Source organism: Micromonospora parva, from assembly GCF_040649675.1.
In the GTDB taxonomy this organism is placed as follows: Bacteria; Actinomycetota; Actinomycetes; order Mycobacteriales; family Micromonosporaceae; genus Micromonospora; species Micromonospora parva.
Genome location: NZ_JBEZFX010000007.1, coordinates 131,255 through 151,629, shown reverse-complemented (window position 1 = coordinate 151,629; position 20,375 = coordinate 131,255). Strand labels below are relative to the sequence as shown.

The 20,375-nt window shown below is 71.5% G+C and carries 20 protein-coding genes; 7 read left to right on the top strand and 13 right to left on the bottom strand.

Features of this window, described 5'->3' with window-relative positions; all coding sequences use genetic code 11:
• Positions 1 to 6: 6 nt before the first annotated feature.
• Positions 7 to 1,239: an exodeoxyribonuclease VII large subunit gene (gene xseA / locus AB0C03_RS19015; RefSeq protein WP_245233528.1), complete on the top strand. Its 1,233-nt coding sequence runs from the start codon at positions 7 to 9 to the stop codon at positions 1,237 to 1,239.
• A gap of 45 nt (positions 1,240 to 1,284) precedes the next feature.
• Entirely contained in the window at positions 1,285 to 1,506 is a 222-nt protein-coding gene (locus tag AB0C03_RS19010; RefSeq protein WP_030328827.1) for an exodeoxyribonuclease VII small subunit, read from the top strand.
• A 39-nt stretch (positions 1,507 to 1,545) separates the two neighbouring features.
• Here AB0C03_RS19010 and AB0C03_RS19005 read toward each other — a convergent pair whose 3' ends face one another.
• Positions 1,546 to 2,391, bottom strand: coding sequence for a hypothetical protein (locus AB0C03_RS19005; RefSeq protein WP_030328829.1), 846 nt, complete (start codon positions 2,389 to 2,391; stop codon positions 1,546 to 1,548).
• Between the two features lie 208 nt (positions 2,392 to 2,599).
• Positions 2,600 to 3,247: a DUF4245 domain-containing protein gene (locus tag AB0C03_RS19000; RefSeq protein ID WP_030328831.1), complete on the bottom strand. Its 648-nt coding sequence runs from the start codon at positions 3,245 to 3,247 to the stop codon at positions 2,600 to 2,602.
• Positions 3,248 to 3,406: 159 nt separating this feature from the next.
• On the opposite strand from AB0C03_RS19000, the gene glpX reads away from it, so the two are divergent.
• Positions 3,407 to 4,438, top strand: a complete 1,032-nt coding sequence (gene glpX / locus AB0C03_RS18995; RefSeq protein WP_030328833.1) for a class II fructose-bisphosphatase — start codon at positions 3,407 to 3,409, stop codon at positions 4,436 to 4,438.
• A complete protein-coding gene (locus AB0C03_RS18990; RefSeq protein WP_307857874.1) occupies positions 4,435 to 5,406 on the top strand; it encodes a DMT family transporter in 972 nt (323 codons plus the stop codon). Before glpX ends, AB0C03_RS18990 begins: the two co-directional genes overlap by 4 nt.
• A 163-nt stretch (positions 5,407 to 5,569) precedes the next feature.
• Here AB0C03_RS18990 and AB0C03_RS18985 read toward each other — a convergent pair whose 3' ends face one another.
• The 7 genes from AB0C03_RS18985 to AB0C03_RS18955 all read right to left on the bottom strand — a co-directional run bounded on the left by AB0C03_RS18985 (position 5,570) and on the right by AB0C03_RS18955 (position 12,790).
• Complete coding sequence (locus tag AB0C03_RS18985; RefSeq protein WP_357638110.1) at positions 5,570 to 7,393, bottom strand: hypothetical protein; 1,824 nt, start codon at positions 7,391 to 7,393, stop codon at positions 5,570 to 5,572.
• Between the two features lie 65 nt (positions 7,394 to 7,458).
• The gene (locus tag AB0C03_RS18980; protein WP_030328840.1) at positions 7,459 to 8,427 is read right to left on the bottom strand and encodes an NAD(P)/FAD-dependent oxidoreductase; all 969 of its coding nucleotides are present in this window, start codon (positions 8,425 to 8,427) and stop codon (positions 7,459 to 7,461) included.
• A 106-nt stretch (positions 8,428 to 8,533) separates the two neighbouring features.
• Positions 8,534 to 9,187: a rhomboid family intramembrane serine protease gene (locus AB0C03_RS18975; RefSeq protein ID WP_030328841.1), complete on the bottom strand. Its 654-nt coding sequence runs from the start codon at positions 9,185 to 9,187 to the stop codon at positions 8,534 to 8,536.
• A gap of 105 nt (positions 9,188 to 9,292) precedes the next feature.
• A complete protein-coding gene (locus AB0C03_RS18970; RefSeq protein ID WP_030328842.1) occupies positions 9,293 to 9,970 on the bottom strand; it encodes an aggregation-promoting factor C-terminal-like domain-containing protein in 678 nt (225 codons plus the stop codon).
• A 277-nt stretch (positions 9,971 to 10,247) separates the two neighbouring features.
• A complete protein-coding gene (phoH2, locus tag AB0C03_RS18965) occupies positions 10,248 to 11,663 on the bottom strand; it encodes an RNA 5'-3' helicase PhoH2 (RefSeq protein WP_030328848.1) in 1,416 nt (471 codons plus the stop codon).
• A gap of 415 nt (positions 11,664 to 12,078) precedes the next feature.
• Complete coding sequence (locus tag AB0C03_RS18960) at positions 12,079 to 12,414, bottom strand: hypothetical protein (RefSeq protein WP_030328854.1); 336 nt, start codon at positions 12,412 to 12,414, stop codon at positions 12,079 to 12,081.
• Positions 12,415 to 12,445: 31 nt separating this feature from the next.
• The gene (locus AB0C03_RS18955) at positions 12,446 to 12,790 is read right to left on the bottom strand and encodes a hypothetical protein (protein ID WP_030328857.1); all 345 of its coding nucleotides are present in this window, start codon (positions 12,788 to 12,790) and stop codon (positions 12,446 to 12,448) included.
• Between the two features lie 264 nt (positions 12,791 to 13,054).
• Here AB0C03_RS18955 and AB0C03_RS18950 point away from each other — a divergent pair, with 264 nt between their 5' ends.
• The 3 genes from AB0C03_RS18950 (at position 13,055) to otsB (ending at position 14,906) form a co-directional block, all read left to right on the top strand.
• Complete coding sequence (locus AB0C03_RS18950) at positions 13,055 to 13,498, top strand: XRE family transcriptional regulator (RefSeq protein ID WP_030328859.1); 444 nt, start codon at positions 13,055 to 13,057, stop codon at positions 13,496 to 13,498.
• 162 nt (positions 13,499 to 13,660) lie between these two features.
• Positions 13,661 to 14,014, top strand: coding sequence for a hypothetical protein (locus AB0C03_RS18945; protein ID WP_030328864.1), 354 nt, complete (start codon positions 13,661 to 13,663; stop codon positions 14,012 to 14,014).
• Between the two features lie 67 nt (positions 14,015 to 14,081).
• Positions 14,082 to 14,906, top strand: coding sequence for a trehalose-phosphatase (gene otsB, locus AB0C03_RS18940; RefSeq protein ID WP_357638106.1), 825 nt, complete (start codon positions 14,082 to 14,084; stop codon positions 14,904 to 14,906).
• Positions 14,907 to 14,966: 60 nt separating this feature from the next.
• Here the strand turns inward: otsB and AB0C03_RS18935 are convergent, their stop codons facing one another.
• The 4 genes from AB0C03_RS18935 to AB0C03_RS18920 all read right to left on the bottom strand — a co-directional run bounded on the left by AB0C03_RS18935 (position 14,967) and on the right by AB0C03_RS18920 (position 20,083).
• The gene (locus tag AB0C03_RS18935; RefSeq protein WP_030328867.1) at positions 14,967 to 15,737 is read right to left on the bottom strand and encodes an isoprenyl transferase; all 771 of its coding nucleotides are present in this window, start codon (positions 15,735 to 15,737) and stop codon (positions 14,967 to 14,969) included.
• 31 nt (positions 15,738 to 15,768) lie between these two features.
• A complete protein-coding gene (locus tag AB0C03_RS18930) occupies positions 15,769 to 16,911 on the bottom strand; it encodes a geranylgeranyl reductase family protein (RefSeq protein WP_030328869.1) in 1,143 nt (380 codons plus the stop codon).
• Between the two features lie 420 nt (positions 16,912 to 17,331).
• Positions 17,332 to 18,201, bottom strand: coding sequence for a hypothetical protein (locus AB0C03_RS18925; protein ID WP_357638103.1), 870 nt, complete (start codon positions 18,199 to 18,201; stop codon positions 17,332 to 17,334).
• Positions 18,202 to 18,238: 37 nt separating this feature from the next.
• Complete coding sequence (locus AB0C03_RS18920; RefSeq protein ID WP_030328874.1) at positions 18,239 to 20,083, bottom strand: phosphoenolpyruvate carboxykinase (GTP); 1,845 nt, start codon at positions 20,081 to 20,083, stop codon at positions 18,239 to 18,241.
• Between the last annotated feature and the right edge of the window lie 292 nt (positions 20,084 to 20,375).

Here is a 20,375-nt window from a genome sequence, read left to right as displayed (position 1 = left end):
GGGCGGGTGAGCGGAGACGGGCGGGTGGGGGGCGGCGGGGCCAGCAGCGCTGAGGAGCCCTGGCCGGTACGGGTGGTCAGCCAGAAGGTGGGGGCCTGGATCGCCAAACTGGGCTGGGTGTGGGTGGACGGGCAGGTGGCGCAGATCAGCCGTCGCCCCGGAGCCAGCACCGTCTTCCTCACCCTGCGCGACCCGTCGGCCGACCTGAGCCTCACCGTCACCACCAACCGGGACGTCCTGGACGCCGGCGCACCCGAGCTGCGCGAAGGCGCCCGCGTGGTGCTGCACGCCAAGCCGGAGTTCTACGCCGCCCGGGGCACGCTGAGCCTGCGCGCCGACGAGATCCGCCAGGTGGGCCTCGGCGAGCTGCTGGCCCGGCTGGAGAAGCTCAAGAAGCTGCTCGCCGCCGAAGGACTCTTCGACCGCGCCCGCAAGCGTCGGCTGCCCTTCCTGCCCGGCCGGATCGGGCTCATCACCGGTCGCGCCTCGGCGGCCGAACGGGACGTGCTGACCAACGCCCGACGGCGCTGGCCGGCGGTCGAGTTCCGGACGGTCAACGTGGCAGTGCAGGGCCCGTCGGCGGTCCCGCAGATCGTCGACGCGCTCAAGGTGCTGGACGCCGACCCGAGCATCGATGTGATCATCATCGCCCGGGGTGGCGGCGGCATCGAGGACCTGCTGCCCTTCTCCGACGAGGCGCTCTGCCGCGCGGTGTTCGGCTGTCGTACGCCGGTGGTCAGCGCGATCGGCCACGAGACGGACGCGCCACTGATCGACTACGTGGCCGACGTCCGCGCCTCCACCCCGACCGACGCGGCCAAGCGGGTCGTCCCCGACCTCACCGAGGAGGTACGCCTCATCGGTCAGGCCCGACACCGCCTCGAACGGGCGGTGCGCAACCTGGTCGACCGGGAGACACACCGGCTCGACGGGCTGCGGTCCCGGCCGGTGCTGGCCCGGCCGCAGGTGATGGTGGAGCACCGGGCGACCGAGCTGACCGCGTTGCGGCAGCGGGCCGGCCGATGCCTGGAGCACCGGCTCACCGCCGCCGAGGATGACCTGCGGCACACCCTCGCGCGGCTGCGCGCCCTGTCCCCCGCCGCCACCCTCGACCGGGGGTACGCGATCGTGCAACGCGCGGACGGCCAGGTGGTCCGCGCGGCGGCGGAGGTCGGCAAGGGCGACCCGCTGCGGGTACGCCTGGCCGACGGCGAGCTGGCCGCCACAGTCGATGGCTGAGTGGCGACGCGCCGCAGCGGGGAGGGGTGTGCTGAGATGAACGCGATGACTGACGACACGAAGGCCGGGCCGGACGAGCGGCTCAGTTACGAGCAGGCCCGCGCCGAGCTGGCCTCGGTGGTGGAGCGGCTGGAGGCCGGCGGCACGTCCCTGGAGGAGTCGCTGGCGCTCTGGGAGCGCGGCGAGGCGCTGGCGGTGATCTGTCAACGCTGGCTGGATGGTGCGCGGGCGCGGATCGACGCCGCCCGGCAGGAACCAGCTTCCTGACCGCCGGTGGGGCGGCCGGAGCCGCCCCACCGGGGCAGGTCAGTTGAACAGGCTGTACAGCTCGGCCGGCGCCTCGACGACCTGGTCCGCCGGCGGCTTCTGCGCGGCGGTGGCGGCACCGTAGTCGGAGTACGTCATCTTGATCTCCTGGGCGGCGGTCTGCCCGGCGGCCGGCAGTTGCAGCACCAGCTCACTGAGCCGGCCCTGCGGGTCCACCTTCGCGGTGAACGGGACGGTCTTCGCCTGGGTGCCGAGCGCGGCGATCGTGGCGGCGTTCAACGAGCCCGCCTCGGCGGCCTTGGTGACGTCGATGGTGCCGGCGTACGTGCCGGTGCCGGTGCTGCGGACCTCGGTGATGCCCTGGGTGAGCACCGCGCTGCCGGCCGGGTCGACCTTGTCGAAGTCGAAGCCGAGGTTGCGGTTGCCCTTGATCCGGTTCTGGTCCAGGTGCTGGTACTTGCCGAGGTTGAGCTGCTTGATGGCGGGCAGGCTGTTGGCGGTGGGGCCGGTCAGCTCCAGCTTGACCCAGCTGTCCGGCTTGTAGTGGATCACGTCGAGTTTCATCGCCAGGTCGGACGAGGGACCACCGATGGCGATCTTCAACGCCGCGCTCTGGCTCGGCTGGTGCACCAGCCCCTCCGCCGTCGAGCCGGCGCCGGCCAGCGTGAACCGGAAGTTCCCGTTGCTGATCTCCTTGGTGGAGTCGAGCAGGGCCTGCTTGGCGTCGCCCGCCACCGGGGCACCGGACGGGCTCGCCGTGCCGGACGCCGTCACCGTCGGGGACGGCGTCGAGCCGGTGGTGCCGGTTCCGCTGGCGCAGGCGGCCAGTGCGGGCGTGATCAGAGCGGCGGCTACCAGGCCGGCGCCAAGTCGTCGAACAGTCATACGTGTCTCCCAAGGGGGTCACCCGACGACCTGGACGGCGCCGGAAACCGGGCGACGCAGCAGCACCGTCGGCTGCGTCGCGCGATCCGGGCCGAGCAGCGCGCCCGGATCACCCCCTCCTTGTTCCCTGTCGAGGCGTCGGACAATCACCCTTCGGGCTGGTTGCCCAGATTCGACGCCGGCGGGTCCATCGACCGCCGAGGTCCCCTCAGCGCAGTGAGCCGGCCAGTTCGCGTAGTTCGTTGTCCCGGGCGTCGCCGACGACGATCACCGTGCGGGTCGGCTCCAGCAGGACCAGCGCCTGTTGGTTGCCCCGCGCGGTGTAGAGCTGCCAGGTGCGCCCGGCCAGCTCGGTGGGGCCCTGCGGCTGGCCCTGGCTGGTCAGCTCAGCGGGGAGCAGACGATCCGCCGGGACGCTGCTCTGCAGCAGTTGGACGCCGCGCCCCTCCGGGGTGAGGTAGCCGAGTCGCAGGTTCGCGCCGTTCTCGACGGTCTGGTAGCGGGCGCTGACCGTCTTCCAGTCGGAACCGAGCCCCTGCGGCTGGCTCACCGGGAAGACGTTCGCCGACCGGGCCTGCTCGATCGCGGGCGCCGGATCGACGGTGGTGGCCTGGTCGCCGCCGAGGAATCCCCGGTAGAACGCCAGCAGGAGCGCGATCGGGACGAGCAGCACCAGCAACGAGATCGCCATGTCCTTCGGCGACCGCTCGGACTTGCCGGCCGCCGCCGCTGGCGGCGGGGTCGGGGTCGGATCGGTCGCGGCGGGCTCACCACCGGCGGGGACGTCGGCCGGCGGCTGACCGTCGGGCGGCGTGCGGTCGGCGGGTACGCGGTCGGCTGGCTGTGCGGGTTCCACCCCGCTATCTTCGCAGCCGCCCGACCGGCGGTATCCGGGCCATCACCGCCCCGCGCCGACGCCCCGTCGGCCATCGTGTGAGGATCAGCGACAAAGCTGGCGGTGGGGGCCTCCCCGCGGCCGGTCGTCCCCGCACCGTCGCGAGGAGGAGTAGCCGTCATGACGAACACCAGGACGCGGATCCCACAGGATCTCGACCGTAACCTTGCCCTCGACCTGGTCCGGGTCACCGAGGCCGCGGCGATGGCCGCCGGCCGGTGGGTCGGTCGGGGCGACAAGGAGGGCGGCGACGGAGCAGCTGTCGACGCGATGCGCAAGCTGATCAACTCGATCCAGATGCGCGGTGTGGTGGTGATCGGCGAGGGCGAGAAGGACAACGCCCCGATGCTCTTCAACGGCGAACATGTCGGCGACGGCACGGGCCCGGAGGTGGACGTCGCCGTCGACCCGGTGGACGGCACCACCCTGATGAGCAAGGGCATGCCGAACGCCGTGGCGGTGCTCGCCGTCTCCGAGCGGGGTGCGATGTTCGACCCCAGCGCCGTGTTCTACATGGAGAAGCTCGCCGTCGGGCCCGCGTACGCCGACGTGATCGACATCAACGCCGGGGTGGCGGAGAACCTGCGCCGGATCGCCAAGGTCAAGGGCACCGACGTCTCCGAGGTGACGGTCTGCGTGCTGGACCGCAGCCGCCACGACGACCTGGTCACGCAGATCCGCCGGGCCGGGGCGGGTATCCGGTTCATCTCCGACGGCGACATCGCCGGCTCCATCGCCGCCGCCCGGGGCGAGTCGGACGTGGACGTGCTGATGGGCATCGGCGGCACCCCGGAGGGCATCATCTCCGCGTGCGCGCTCAAGTGCATGGGCGGTGCGATGCAGGCCAAGCTCTGGCCGCGCGACGAGCAGGAGCGGGAGAAGGCGATCGCCGCCGGGCACGACCTGGACCGGGTGCTGGGCACCGATGATCTCGTCACCGGCGACAACTGCTTCTTCGTGGCGACCGGGGTCACCTCCGGCGACCTGCTGCGCGGCGTGCGGTACCGGGCGGGCGGGGCGTACACCCAGTCGATCGTGATGCGCTCGAAGAGCGGCACCATCCGGGTGATCGACTCGTACCACCGGCTGGAGAAGCTGGCGCTCTACTCCGCTGTCGACTTCGATGGTCGACCGCTGGCTGAACAGGAGTGACAGCCACCGACACGGCGACCCCGCAGACCCTGTCGGCCGCCCGTCGGATCACCGGCGTCGCGCTCGCGTCGGCCTCCGGGGTCGCGGTGGCGGTGCAGTCGCGGATCAACGGCGAGCTGGGGGTACGCCTCGAGGACGGTTTCGCCGCCGCGGTGGTGTCGTTCGGCCTCGGCCTGCTGGTGCTGCTGGTGCTGGTGCCCGCGACCCCTGGTGGCCGGCGCGGGCTGGCCGCGACCCGGCGGGCCCTGCGGACGGGCGCGTTGCGGCCGTGGCAGTGCCTCGGTGGCATGTGCGGGGCGTTCCTGGTGGCCACTCAAGGGCTCACCATCGGCACGTTGGGCGTGGCGGTCTTCACCGTGGCGGTGGTGGCCGGCCAGACCGGCAGCAGCCTTGCCGTGGATCGGGCCGGGATCGGGCCCACCGGCCGGCAGCCGGTCACCCGGCAGCGGCTGGCCGGCGCGGTGCTCACCGTGTTGGCGGTCTGCCTGGCGGTCGGTGACCGACTGGGCGACCCGGGCGCACTGGCGCTGGCTCTGCTGCCGCTGCTCGCCGGGGTGGGCATCGCCTGGCAGCAGGCCGTCAACGGTCGGGTCCGGGCGGCGGCCGACAGCGCGTTGACCGCCACGCTCGTCAACTTCGCCGTCGGCACTGTCACCCTGCTGGTCGCGTTCGCGATCGACATCGTCGTACGCGGCTGGCCCGGTGGCCATCTGCCGTCCGAGCCGTGGCTCTACCTGGGCGGCCCGATCGGCATCGTGTTCATCGCGATCGCCGCCGCGATCGTGCGTTTCACCGGTGTGCTGCTGCTCGGCCTGGCCACCATCGCCGGGCAGATCGTCGGCGCCGTGCTGCTGGACCTGGTCCTCCCCACGGCGGCCTCGCACCCCGGGGTGAACACCCTGCTGGGGGCGGCGCTGACCATGGTGGCAGTGCTGATCGCCGCGCTCGCCCCGCCGGCCCGCCGCTGAGCCGTCAGCGGGCCGGCGACGCAACTGGCGCGGATCGGCCGCCCAGGGCCCCCACGGTCGCCGTGAGCGCACCGGGGTCGACTTCGTCATCGTGCGGCCGGGCCGAACGGCGCCAGCCCGCACCACGGCACCCGGACCTCGACCACGCGCCGACCTGAGCGGCCTACCCCGACTCGGCTGACGGATCCGGCACGGAAGGCCGGAGCACCGGATGGGACGACTCCGGCGGCGCTGGGGATGTCGGGGGCGCTGGCGGCGTCCTAGACGACAGCCGATCCGGCGGTTCGAACGGGTAGGGCGGGTCGAGCGGGTAGGACGGATCGGGCACCGCGGGCGGGTGCGATGGGTAGGGCGGGTAGGGCCGATCGGGAACCGCGGGCGGGTGCGGCGGGTACTGCGGGTAGGGCGGATCGGACGGGTGCGGTGGGTATCGGTGCCCAAACGCCCGGGCCGGGTCGTACAGCCGGGCGATCCGGACGGCGAGCAGCACGCCCGGCACCAGGGCCAGCAGGGCGAGCGCCACGGCGACCCTGCTCTGCGCAGGGTTCCCGCCCAGCCAACCCACGAGCGGCACCAGGGAGAGGAGCGCGGTGAGCAGCAGCCCGGTGAGTGCCCATCCGCTCCATCGGGTCAGTGCGTCCTGGTAGGAGACCCGAACGAGCATGGCCGTCGCTGTCACGACGTTCAGGGGCAGAACGACGAACAGCAGGGCCATGCCCGTCGAGGAGTCATCGTTGCGCCCCCAGGCGCCCGCCAGCACGATCCCCGCGACCACTATCGCCCCGCTGCCGGCGACCCCCCACCAGCGCGGACCGCCCCCGCGACGGATCGCCAGATGACCAGCGAGCACGGTGACCGTAACGCCGAGGGTCAGCGCGAGCGCGAGGGCGAGCTGCAGGTCCGTGTCGCGGCTGCCGAGCCCGCCGTCCAGCGCGGGCGGCTCGGTCCAGCCTCCGTCGTCCGGTCCCGCGTGATGTCGGAAGCCGTCGCGTTGCCATCCGCCGTCCGCTCTCCGGTGCAGGATGCCGTCGCGCCCGTTGGCGACCAGCACCTCGTGGCCGCCACCGGCGGCCGGATAGACGATCAGATCGCGGGAGGCGAAGTGCCGGCGGATGTCACCTGGGTTGGCGAACCGGCGGGCCATCCCCTCGCGGCGCGCGTCCGACACCTCCCAGGCCACCTGCCAGGTCACGCCCGCGTCGTCACTCTGCTCCACCCGCAGGTGCTCGGCGACCGCCCGGTAGCACCGCTGCGGCTCGGTGGGCACACACGCCTGCCGCTGCCCGGGGCCCTGGCGGGACAACCGCTGTTCCTCGCCGTCGGCGGCGGGCCGCCAGGTGTTCCCCCCGTCCTGGCTGATCGACCATCGGCCGTCAGCCGGCCCCTCCGGCCAGGTCCGATCGTTGTATCCCACGCCGATCGAGATCGCCGGGTGACCGTCGAGCAGGGCGGTGCCCACGGCGTACGGGTACTGGTACTGGCTGGTGGCGGCCACCGCGAAGACCGCCGGTGGCAGCACCACCAGCATCCGGACCAGCCGGGCGGTCCGTCGGCGCACCGGGCGGCGACGTGACCGCCGCCAGCTCCACCAGGCCAGGCCGAGCGCCGGCAGGGTGAACAGGTCGGTCCAGTCGGCCCGGACCAGCGACGGCCCGGCCAGCACGGTCCAGGCCGAGGAGGCGAGTTCGGCGGCGTACCCACTGGATTTGACCACCGCGAACCCGGCACCCACAGTGGCCAGGGCGACCGACGCGGCCCTCCGGGCCGGCAGTCGTGGCAGCAGGAGGGTCAGCAGCACCGCGACCAGCGGTGGGGCGAGCACCAGCCCGGCGACGTCGCTCAGCTTGCCGGTCACCGGGCCGGGGAAGGCCGCCTTCAGCACATGATCGTTGACCAGCAGCAGGGCCAGCGCGAACAGGGTGGCAGGGTGGCAGAGCCAGGACAGCGTGGTGGGTGCGCCGTCCTGGGGAGTGGCGGAACCCGTCATCCCCTCAGGATCGGGTCGACCCGTCTCGATCCGGACTCAGGTCGGTCTGGGTCCGGTACCGACGCTCAGCCGGCATCGGAGGAGTGCCCCGGGAAGAGGTGGGCGCTCGGGTCGATGGCCACCGCCGCGTTGTTGACCGCCGTCGCCGCCTCACCGAAGCCGGTGGCGATCAGTCGGACCTTGCCCGGGTACTCGGTGATGTCGCCCGCCGCGAAGACCCGGGGCAGGTTGGTGGCCATCGCGCTGTCCACCAGGATGTGGCGGCGGTCCAGCCGTAGCCCCCACTCGGCGAGCGGGCCCAGGTCGGCGGTGAAACCGAGGGCGGCCACCACGACGTCCACCGGCAACGTCTCGGTGGCGCCGCCGCGCACTGTCACCTCGGCACCGGTCACCGTGCCGTCCCCGAGCAGCCTGGTGACCTCGGCGTTGACCACGACCCGCACCGGCAGCGCGAGCACCCGGGCGACGGTCGAGGCGTGCGCCCGGAACTTCTCCCGTCGGTGTACGAGGGTCACCGACCGGGCCAGCGGTTGCAGGGCCAACGCCCAGTCGAAGGCGGAGTCGCCACCACCGACGATCAGCACGTCCCGATCGGCCAGCTCGGTCGGCTCGGTCACGAAGTAGACGATCCCTGACCCGGGGGCGCCGTCGGCGCACGGCAACGGCCGAGGGCTGAAGCTGCCGAGCCCGCCGGTGACCACTATCGCGCCGCAGGCGAGTTGCTCACCGCCGGCCAGGCCCAGCACCGGTCGGCCGTCAGCGTACGAGAGCTTCTCCGCCCGGGTGCCGAGCAGGTACCGCGGATTGAACGGCGCTGCCTGGGCCACCAGGTTGGCCACCAGATCACGGCCCTTGACGGCGGGAAAGCCGGCGACGTCGAGGATCAGCTTCTCCGGGTACATGGCAGTGACCTGGCCGCCCGGTTCGGGCAACGCGTCGATCACCGCCACCGACAGCCCTCGGAACCCGGCGTAGTACGCGGCGAAGAGGCCGGCCGGACCGGCCCCGATCACGGCGACATCGACCTCGCGCATGGCGTACCGTCGCTTTCCGCTTACGGATCAACGCGTGCTGATCTCGACCGTAGGCGGGCGGCGACAGTCGGGCAAGGACGTCCCAGAGGCGCGCCGGAGAATCGGCTCAGGGCAGGCTGAGCGTGGAACCTGAATAGTCCGGGCCGTCCACCGCCGGTCGCCGCCGCCGGAACAGGATCGCCGCCACCACCCCGCCGAGCAGGCCGAACAGGTGACCCTGCCAGGAGATCCGCTCGTCGGTGGGGAGAATGCCGACCAGTTGCCAGCCGTAGAGCAGACCGACCAGGAGGAAGACCGCGAAGTTCCACCAGCTGCGCTCGACGATGCCCCGGGTGAGCAGGATGCCCAGGTAGCCGAAGATGACACCACTGGCGCCGACCACCACCGAGTTGGGCGAGCCGGTGAACCACACGCCGAGCCCACTGACCAGGATGATGATCAGGGTCGACCAGAGGAACCGGCGGGCACCGGCGGCGAGGACGAAGGTGCCCAGCAGGATCAGCGGGATGCTGTTGCTGTAGAGGTGGTCGAAGCCGTGGTGCAGGAACGGGGAGAAGAAGACCCCGTCCAGCCCGTCGATGCGTTGCGGGATGATGCCGGCGGTGGCGTCCAGGCCGAACGCCAGTCCCTGGTCGACGGCCTCGATGAGAAACAGGAACGGGACCACCGCGCACATGGCGACGAAGGCCCGGCCGAGCGAGGCGTAGAACGCCTCGGTGCCGAACCGGAACGGGTCGCCGCTTGACGGGTGCAGGGTCACCGTACAACTGCTATCAGCAAAAGCGGCCGACCGCCACTCACGTCCCGACCGGGGTACGCACGACAGCGGGGCGGGTGGTCGTCCACCCGCCCCGCGTCGAGAGCGTCAGTAGTGCCCGTTGTTCTGGAAGTAGGTCCAGGCACCGCAGGGCGTCTTGTACCTGCCCTTGATGTAGCCCAACCCCCACTTGATCTGGGTGGCCGGGTTGGTTCGCCAGTCGGATGCGACGGAGCCCATCTTGCTGCCCGGCAGCGACTGCGGGATGCCGTACGCACCGGACGAGGAGTTGCTGGCCTTGTGGTTCCAGCCGCTCTCCTTGGTCCAGAGCTTCTCCAGGCAGGGGAACTCGGAGATGCCGAAGCCGGCGTCGATCATCAGAGCGCAGCCGGTCTTGCGGTTGCCGCTGTACTCGGCGCAGGACGCCGGGATCGGCCCGTCGTACGGCTTGGCGGCCGCGTTCGCGGCCGCGCGCTCACGTTTGCGCGACGCCGCGGCGGCCTCGGCCTGGCGTGCCCGCTCGGCGGCCTCCTTCGCGGCCTGCTTCGCCCGCAGCTTCGCCTGGTACTCGGCGGCGCGTTGCTTGGAGAACTGCACCTGGTGGGCGGCCTGCCGCTCACGCTGGTACGCGAGGTCGGCCCGGTCGACCTCGACGCTGACCTTGTCGGTCAGGCCCTGTTGCTGGGTTTCCCGGTCTTCGCCCAGGTAGAAGCCACCGGCAACGCCCACGGAGAGCAGCGCTACAGCAGCCGTACGGGCGCCCAACCGGCTCCACAGCCGACTCACGAAGTGGTCCCTTCGTCGGGAGCAAGGACGTGGCGCGGCGCGGGCCGCAGGTGGGCCGTCAGCCGTGCCACGAGCGCCCCGACCGGTTGCCGGTCGCGCTGACGCACCGATCTTCGCTGATGTCGTCCGTCTCGCGACGTTCGATCACCAACGATTCCTCTGGTGCGTGGACGCTCGTGGGACACGATTGCGCACAGTGAGGCTGATGGGAAACGGACCGGGCCGTTTGTGATCTGGACCACACCAAAATCAGGGACAGACCCCCGCAAAGCGCCCGTCAGATCGGGATGTCCTCCAGGAGGTCGGTGACCATCGCGGCGATCGGCGACCGCTCCGAACGGCTGAGGGTGACGTGTGCGAAGAGCTGATGGCCCTTGAGCGCCTCGATGACAGCCGTCACCCCATCGTGTCGACCGACCCGCAGATTGTCCCGCTGGGCCACGTCGTGGGTGAGCACCACCCGCGAGCCCTGCCCGATCCGGGACAGCACCGTCAACAACACCCCACGCTCCAGCGACTGGGCCTCGTCCACGATCACATAGGCGTCGTGCAGGCTGCGCCCCCGGATGTGGGTCAGCGGCAGCACCTCCAGGATGCCCCGCGAGGTGACCTCCTCCAGCACGTTCTCGTGCACCACCGCGCCGAGCGTGTCAAAGACCGCCTGCGCCCACGGCGACATCTTCTCCGACTCCGAACCCGGCAGGTAGCCCAACTCCTGGCCACCTACCGCGTACAGCGGGCGGAACACGATCACCTTCTTGTGCCGACGACGCTCCATCACCGCCTCCAGCCCGGCGCAGAGCGCCAGCGCCGACTTTCCGGTGCCGGCCCGGCCGCCCAGCGAGACGATCCCGATCGACTCGTCCAGCAGCAGGTCGAGAGCGATCCGCTGCTCGGCCGAGCGACCGTGCAGCCCGAACGCCTCCCGGTCGCCCCGGACCAGCCGCACCGACTTGTCCGGCAGCACCCGGCCGAGCGCCGAGCCACGCGCCGAGTGCAGCACCAGACCGGTGTGACAGGGCAGCCCGGCCGCCTCGTCGAGGTCGAGCGTCTCGCCGGCGTAGAGCTGGCCGATCTGCTCCTCGCTCAACTCCAGCTCCGACATGCCGGTCCAGGTCGGGTCACTGGCCTGGCCGTGGCGGTACTCGTCGGCGCGCAGGCCCACCGAGGCGGCCTTGACCCGCAGCGGCATGTCCTTGCTGACCAGGGTCACCTCCCGCCCCTCGGCGGCGAGGTTCAGCGCGACGGAGAGGATCCGGGCGTCGTTGCTCTCGGTGCGGAAGCCGGGCGGCAGGACACCGTCGTCGGTGTGGTTCAGCTCCACCCGCAGGGTGCCGCCGACGTCGTTGGCGGGCACCGGATGGTCGAGTCGACCATGCCGGACCCGCAGGTCGTCGAGCATCCGCAGCGATTGCCGGGCGAACCAGCCCAGCTCCGGATGGTGCCGCTTGCCCTCCAGCTCGGTGATGACCACCAGAGGCAGCACCACCTCGTGCTCCGCGAACCGGTGGAATGCCGCCGGATCGGAGAGCAGCACCGACGTGTCCAGGACGAAGGCCTGGCCGGCTGGTCGTGGCTCCTTGGGGTCGGCCGGCGCGGCGGCCGCCGAACGGCGGCTCCTGGTGGCGCGGCGGGTCGTGGCAGTCGCGGCCGGGGTCTGGTCGGCACCGGCGATGGTACGGCGAGTCGTCACAGGCCTGCTCCGACGGATGGGCACCCGCCACCCGTGTTCCGCCTCCTCCGGTGCCCGGGGACACGGGGTCGGATGCGGAACCCCGTGCGCGAGGTCGCAGATCCGGGCGGACCGGCTGGCTCGGGAGAACCCCGTGCCATGCCTAGACGCTAGCCCCGCCGGACCTTCCCGGCTAGAGGCCGAACGTGGATCTCCCACGGCGCGCTCGTGAACAGCGCCGCGCCGACGCCGGCACCAGCCGAAAGGCACCGTCGCGGGCACGGCGGAACCGGCCGGGATGCATGCCCCCTGCGCGCATCCCGGCCGGTTGGGGCCACCGTCACCGGTCTGACGTGACCCCGACGGTGCGTGTCCGCCGCGGACGACGCACCGCGTTCGTGGCACCGGTCGGCGGGGCGGACCCCGCCGACCGACCTCAACCGGTCCGTCGGACGAGCGTGCCGGTCGGGTGCCGCCCGGTGATCGGGGCGGCCGGCGCGCTGAACGACGAGCCGGTGTACGTGGTGCCGGGGCGGGCGACGGCACCAGCCGAGCGGACCACTCCCGCGGGCGAGACCGACAGGGCCGAGGCGATGGCCGCCTGGGCGTCCCGCCGACGCCGGTTCCAGGCGCCCCGGTCACCGTCGAAGTAGCCCTGCCGGTAACCGAAGCGGTAACCGATGCGATAGCTGAGCTGCCCGTGCAGCCGCCCGGCCGCGTAGCTGGTGGCGCCGAGCACCAGGACGAGGAACACCGCGAGAAAAGGGCTCATCGGGCAGCTCCGGCCCAGCCGGGACGCCAGGTCATCGCTCCTCCGGCTCGATCGTGGTGGGGTCGGCGACGAGCAACCGGTCCAGGTCGTCGGTGCTGACCTCTTCGACCAGCTCGACGCTGATCCGGCAGCCGTCCAGCACGACTTCGGCCACCGAGGACCGGCGGATCTCGCCGCCGGCGTCGTAGACCCGGACACTCAGCTCGGGGCAGCCGAGATGGGTACGCCAGGCGTTCCACTCGGCACGATCGCCGACGCTCAGCGACAGGTAACGGCAGCCTCGGGCGAGGTAGAGGCGCCAGGGGGCGGTCAGCCCCGCAGCGACGCCCTCGGCGATCAGCCCGAAGGCCTGGGCGCGGGTGGCGAGCTCGGTCACCACGGCCCCCTGGCACCGGGGGCGTGACGCATGTGAGCACCAGTCGTCTCATGCACGTGACACACCGTAGATTGTCCCATGGACGTGACAGTATCAGCTTTTCGTCCGGTTACGTTTGCCACTACGTTCATCTATTCTGCCCGCGTGACACCCCTCAACAGTGGCACTGACTCGTTTACCGGAAATCCGAACGCCTCGTCACGTCCGCGTGACAGTGGCGAGCCGGCGTACCCACCCTCCGTCGGCTGGCCGTACCGTCACGGAGTGACCGAGACGGCCAATGCGCGGAAGATCGCCTTCGCCACCTTCGTCCGACGGGCCCTGGACGAGGCACGGGCGACCCGAGCCTGGAGCGGCACCGAGGTGTCCCGGCGCACCGGCGTCTCCCGGCAGACCATCAACCGCTGGGTCCGGGGCGACTGGGCCAGCGACCCGGAGGCCGAACGGGTGGTCGCCTTCTGCGAGGGGCTGGGGCTGAACCCGGCCGCCGCCTTCGCCGCCCTCGGCTGGGACCGCACCGCGACCGGCCCCCGCACCGGCCAGGCCGCCCCTCCGATGGACCCCGACGTCGAGGCCCTGCTGCGCCGGCTGGTCGACCCGCAGGTGTCGGACGCGGAGAAGTTCCACATCCGCGAAACCATCAGATACCTCGCATACCGCCCAACGCTGCCGGTCGATGTCCGAAAAAGGGGCAATCAGGCGGGCTAGTTCCTCAGATAGCGAAAGAACGCCTGGTCAGGTTCATTCGTTTACCTCCGGGGTTGGAACGGGCACGCTAGCGTCCCTATTCGTACTGCTTGGGCTCGTCATCGGCGGGGGGACGGGACAAGGCCGAACCCAGCCCTGCGGGACAGAAGGAGGGGTCTGTCCATGACCCTGAAGTGGTTGGCAGTCGTGGTCGCAACGGTGTCGGTGACACTGTGGGTGACCGGCAACACAGTGACCCTCGTGGTCGACGGCGGGCAGCTTCCGCTGCTCGTCAACCTCTTTGCGCTCATCACCGCCGGCACCGCGGTCGTCCTGGCCGTCGTCGCCGAGCTGCACGAGCGCCTGAACAACCGGATCAGCGCGCTCACCGAGTTCCTGGTGGCCCGGCTCAACGAGATCGAACACCACACCGGCGATCGGAACACCGGGTTCGTGGAGGGCTACCTGTTGAGCCACGGCCAGGAGGCGGCGGTGGTGCCGTTCGGCCGGCGCGGACGAGGAGCTGCCGAACGCTGATCGCCTACCGCACAACGGGTCCGCTCGGCCAGGAATGAGCCTGGATCGCCGGGGTACGCTGACGCGCGTGCCGCCGTTGAATCTGGGCAATCAGCAGCCGAAAACCCCGTTGGACGCCGACCAGGCCTGGCGGGCAACCGCCAGTCGGGCGGCCGGGACCGTGCTCTTCTTCGACTTCGACGGCACGCTCGCGCCCGTCGACGACGATCCGACCGCGGTACGCCCGGCTCCCAACGCGTTGGCCGCGATCGAGGCGCTCGCCCCGGTCGTGCAGCGGGTCGCGATCGTCTCCGCCCGACCCGTCGAGTTCCTTCGGGATCAGCTCGGCGGGCTCGCCGGCGTGGACCTCTACGGTCTCTACGGGCTGGAGCACAGCCACTCCGGCGGGGAGACCGTCACCGAACCGGCGGCGCTGCCCTGGGTTCCGACAATGTCCGAGCTGGCCGACCTGGCCCGGGCGGAGCTGCCTCCCGGCACGCTGGTGGAGTACAAGCGGCTCTCGGTCGCGCTGCACTGGCGTACCGCCCCGCAACTCGGCCCGACGGTGCAGCAGTGGGGTCAGGCGCAGGCCGACCGCCTGGGGTTGCGTTCGCAGGCCGGGCGGATGGTGCTGGAGCTCAAGCCGCCGGTCGACCGGGACAAGGGCATGGTCATCGGCGAGGCGATCAAGGGCGCCACCGGCGCCTGGTACTTCGGCGACGACGTCTCCGACATCAAGGCCTTCGCCGCGCTGCGCGCTCGCGCCGCCGCCGATCCGGACTTCCTCGGCGTGTGCGTGGCGGTGGCCAACTCGGAGACCGGACATGAGGTGGCCAACGCCGCCGACCTGACGATCGAGTCGCCGGCCGCCCTGGGCGACTTCCTCACCCGGGCGCTGACCCACCTGCCCTGACCGGCCTGCCCTGTACCGGCCTGCTCTGACCGAGCGGCGACCGACGGCGTCGCCGCCCGGTCAGGTGCCGTAGCGGCGTTGCCTGTTGGCGTACGAGCGCAGGGCCCGCAGGAAGTCGATATGCCGGAAATCCGGCCAGTTGAGCTCGCAGAAGTAGAACTCCGAGTGCGCGGACTGCCACAGCATGAAGTCGGAGAGCCGCTGCTCGCCGCTGGTGCGGATGACCAGGTCAGGGTCGGGCTGGCCGCGCGTGTAGAGGTGCTCGCTGATGTGCTCGACGTCCAGCACCTCGGCCAGTTCCTCAAGGGTCCCGCCGGCGGCTGCGTGTTCCAGCAGCAGGGAGCGGACCGCGTCGGTGATCTCCCGCCGACCGCCGTAGCCCACCGCGATGTTCACCTCCGCCCCTCCGCTGCGGTCGAGGGTGCGTTCCTCGGCGCCCTTGAGCGCCGCCGCGGTCTGCGCCGGCAGCAGGTCGAGCGCACCGACCATGCGCAGCCGCCAGGGGTTGCCCTCCTCGGCCAGCTCCACCACCAGATCCTCGATGATCTTCACCAGTGGATCCAGCTCGCTCGCCGGGCGACGCAGGTTGTCGGTGGCCAGCAGGTAGAGGGTCACGTGCCCGACGCCAGCCTGGTCACACCAGGCGAGGACATGCTTGATCTTCGCGGCGCCGACCCGGTGCCCGTCGTTCGGGTCGACGAAGCCCATCTCCCGCGCCCAGCGGCGGTTGCCGTCGCACATCACCCCGACATGGCGGGGCACGGGCTTACCGGCGAGCTTTGCCGTGAGCCGGCGCTCGTACACGGAGTAGATAAGGTTCCGCAGCGTCATCACCTAGCAGCGTAGCGACCCTTGCGCCAGTTCACCGCCTCGGAGCCCCATCCCCACCGCCCAGACCGATGCCGATCATCGCGAGCGTACGAGCGGTGAGGCGTCCGTCACCCAGACCCAGCTCGACCACGTCGTAGAAGACCCGGTCGTCCCGACGGGCCGCCCGGACCGCCGCGTCCACCACCCGGCGTCGCCGGGCCAACCAGGCCGCGACCGAACTGTGCCGCAGGTGGGTGCCGAGACGGCGACGCAACCCGTGGGCGTAGCGGCCGGCGGCGTCCTCGGGCGACCGGGCCGCCGCCGACCCGGCCAGCGCGCCGGAGAGCAACGCGTAGAAGATCCCCTCCCCGGTGAACGGGTTGATCAGCGACAGGGCGTCCCCGGCCAGCAGGGTGCGCCCCCGCCCCGGCGACGGTCGGTGCGTGGAGAGCGGCAGGTGATGGGCCCGCAACGCGGTCACTGTCGCCAGGTCGGTGCCGGGTAGCAGCGCGGCCAGCCGGTCCAGCAGGTACGCCCGGCTCAGCGGCTCACCGCGCAGGACCTCCCCGTACCCGACGTTCGCCCGTCCGTCACCGATCGGAAAGGACCATGCGTACGCCGGCCAACGCGCCTTCGAGGTGACGATGAGCTGCTCGGACGGGCCGGGCAGCGCCGGGGCGTACCCCCGGATGGCCAGCGCGAGGTGCCGGTCGGGGTTCTGCGGGTGGCCGAGCGCCCGACGCACCACCGAGCCGGCGCCGTCCGCACCGATCACCACCCGCCCGGACACCTGCCCGTCGAGCACCACCCGGTCGGCTCGTGGCTCGACCTGGCGCACGGTGTGCCGGCGCAGCTGCGCGCCGGCGGCCACCGCGGCCGCCACCAAGCGCGCGTCGAAGACCTCCCGGGGCACGGTGTACGCGGGTCGGGGCAGCGCCCGGGCCACCGCACCGCCCCCCGGCGAGATCATGCGGAGCGCCGGCAACGGCGCGTAACCCGCCACCGCCTCGGTCACCCCCAGCTCGGCGAGCACGTCCACCGAGTGCGCGGCGATCCCGTCACCACACGCCTTGTCCCGGGGGAAGTCGGCCCGGTCCAGCAGCAGCACGCTGGCACCGGCCCGGCACGCCGTCAGCGCCGCTGCCGCGCCGGCCGGCCCCGCCCCCACCACCACCACGTCGAACTCGTCGTCCACCGCGCGCCTCCCTCCAGTCCGACGCGGCGCGGCCGCTCCCGCCGGGCGACCTGGTCGGCCCTCCGGCCGGCCACACCGACGATCTCCGCAGCTGCCCCGACGCCGATCGCTGTGACCGACGCCACCCGCCATCCTGCCCCCTGCCCGCCCGAGAAGACCGTTCCCGCACTGGACCGACAGGTCTCACCGCCCTCCTTTGCTCTGCACCCGCGGACGCGACGGTTACCGTCCGCCACTGTCGCCTATAGAGGTGCAGAGCAAAGGGGGAATGGGCCGTGGTCGGGCCTGCGCCATGGCCGGGCCAGCGCCATGGCCGGGCCAGCGCCATGGCCGGGCCAGCGCCATGGCCGGCCGCCGGCCGCCGGCCGCCGGCCGCCAGCCGCCAGCCGGCCAGCGGGAGGGGTGCGGGGCTGGCCGCGGTCAGGGTTGGGGTTCAGGTTGGGCGGCGTCGGGGGCGCGGGCGGCGCGGCGCAGGCCGTACAGGGTCAACCCCGCCGCCGCGACCAGGGGGCCGCCGTCGCGGACCAGGCCGTCGACCCCCAGCAGCCACCAGCACAGCGGCAGATCCACAGCGAGTACGGCCACCGTGACGACGATCAGCAGGCCACGGGCCCAGTCCTTGCCCCGCATCAGGAACGCGGTGCAGAACAGCACGGCGTAGCTGGCCGTGATGCCAGCGCCGAACCAGAACAGCACGGCCGGCACCGCGGTCAGCCGACCGTCCAGGATGGAGCCCCCGGCCACCAGCGCCGGCACCAGCATCAACGGGCTGTAGGTGAAGGCCGCCACCCGACTGGTCAACAACCAGGCGCTGGCCTGTGGTCGGCGGGGCGGGGTCTCCCGCCAGGAGATGCCGTCCCGGTCGATGACGAGACGCGGACGGTGCCGGACAAGGTGCCCGGCCAACGCCGACGAGCGGTAGAGCAGCCAGACCACAGCGACACAGAGCGCCGTGAGGATCGCGAAACCGAGCAGGCCGGGCAACGGCGGCACCCCCTGCCGGGGCACGATGAGCCGGCCGACCGCGAAGATCGTGGTGACCGCGAGGATCAGCCCGAACGGGCGGGCCACCGTACGACCCCGTTGCACGTGCCCGATCAGCAGCAGGAAACCGAACGAGCGCAGCAGTGCCCAGCCGGTCCGGACGGCCAACCCGAAACCCTGCTCCGGGGCGTACCACCAATTGAGCAGCTCGACCACGACGGTGGCCGCCGCCGTCGTGGCCAGCAGGATGACGAGCACCCGGACGGCGGACGGCCGCCGGACCTGGGTCTCGGCGGCCGTCCTCATGAAATCCGATGTTGCCCGCGAAGGGCCTCGTTCACACCTACCGCTGCGGCTGTGCGGCGTCCAGGCGCGCGCGCAGTGCGTCCAGCTCGGCCCAGAGCACGCCGGGCAGCTTGTCACCGAACTTCTCGAACCAATCGGTGATCATCGGAAGCTCGTTGCGCCACTCGTCCGGGTCGACCTTCAGCGCGATCCGGACATCCTCCGGGGTCATGTCCAGGCCCTCGACATCCAGGGCGTCCGGCGCGGGGACCATGCCGACCGGCGTCTCGACCGCGTCGGCGGTGCCCTCGATCCGCTCCACGATCCACTTGAGCACCCGCGAGTTCTCGCCGAAGCCGGGCCAGAGGAACGAACCGTCCGGGTCCTTGCGGAACCAGTTGACGTAGTAGATCTTCGGCAGCTTCGCCTCGTCGCCGTCGGTGCCCTTGCCCATCTCGATCCAGTGCCGGAAGTAGTCACCGGCGTGGTAGCCGATGAACGGCAGCATCGCCATCGGGTCCCGGCGGACCACGCCGACCGCGCCGGACGCGGCGGCGGTCGTCTCCGAGGAGAGCGTGGCACCCATGTAGACGCCGTGCACCCAGTCGCGGGCCTCGGTCACCAGCGGGACGGTGTCCTTACGGCGTCCGCCGAAGAGGATCGCGTCGATCGGAACGCCGTTCGGGTCGAAGTACTCGTCGGCGAGGATCGGGCACTGCGTGATCGGGGTGCAGAACCGGCTGTTCGCGTGGGACGAGAGGCTGTCGCTCTCCGGCGTCCAGTCGTTGCCCTTCCAGTCGATCAGGTGCGCCGGCGGCTCACCCATGCCCTCCCACCAGATGTCACCGTCGTCGGTGAGGCCGACGTTGGTGAAGATCGAGTTGCCCCGGTCCAGGGTGCGCATGGCGTTGGCGTTGGTCTTCCAGTCGGTGCCGGGCGCGACGCCGAAGAGACCGTACTCGGGGTTGACCGCGTAGAGGCGGCCGTCCGGGCCGAACCGCATCCAGGCGATGTCGTCGCCGATGGTCTCGACCTTCCAGCCGGGGATCGTCGGCTCCACCATGGCGAGGTTGGTCTTGCCGCAGGCCGACGGGAACGCGCCGGCGATGTGGTAGACCCGGCCCTCCGGCGAGGTGATCTTCAGGATCAGCATGTGCTCGGCGAGCCAGCCCTCGTCCCGGCCCATCACGCTGGCGATCCGCAACGAGTAGCACTTCTTGCCCAGCAGCGAGTTGCCGCCGTAACCCGAGCCGAACGACCAGATCTCCCGGGTCTCCGGGAAGTGCGAGATGTACTTGGTGTCGTTGCACGGCCAGGCGACATCCTCCTGGCCGGGGGCGAGCGGGGCGCCGATGGAGTGCAGCGCGTGCACGAAGTCCGCGTCGTCGCCCATGGCCTCAAGGACCCGGGCGCCCATCCGCGTCATGATCCGCATGGAGGCGACCACGTACGGGCTGTCGGTGATCTCCACACCGAACATCGGGGACTCGGCCTCCACCGGGCCCATGACGAACGGGATGACGTACATGGTGCGACCGCGCATGGAGCCCCGGTACAACTCCGTCATCGTCCGCTTCATCTCGGCCGGCGCCATCCAGTTGTTGGTGGGGCCGGCATCCGCCTCGTCGACGGAACAGATGTAGGTGCGCTCCTCGACCCGGGCGACGTCCGTCGGGTCGGTGCGCGCGTAGAACGAGTTGGGCTTCTTCTCGGGGTTGAGCCGGATCAGAGTGCCGGCCTCGACCAGTTCATCGGTGAGGCGGCGCCACTCCTCGTCGGACCCGTCCACCCAGACGACACGGTCGGGGGTGGTCAGTTCTGCGACCTCACGGACCCAGGCGAGCAGTTTCGGGTGGGACGTCGGGGCCTGATCGATTCCCCGCACAACAGCCGGAGCAACCATGACACATCTCCTTGTGGTCGACGCTGACCGATCTATGGGATGCACGAGACTCGGCGGCGCGAAGCGTCGCCTTCGTGGAAACCTGGGATTGGCCTCAGCGTAAACCGGGCAGCCTTCCGAGTCAGTGGGACAGGTTGTGAAGAACTGCACAAGCTACGGCCTCGCTGCGGCATCACGAGCTGATACCCGCTTTCCCGCGCAGTTTCACGCAAATCTTGTTGTGCACCCCGGCGGCGGCTTGTTGCGGTCGGGCCGTGGACCTGCCCCGCCGACCGGTGCGAGGATTCCCGTT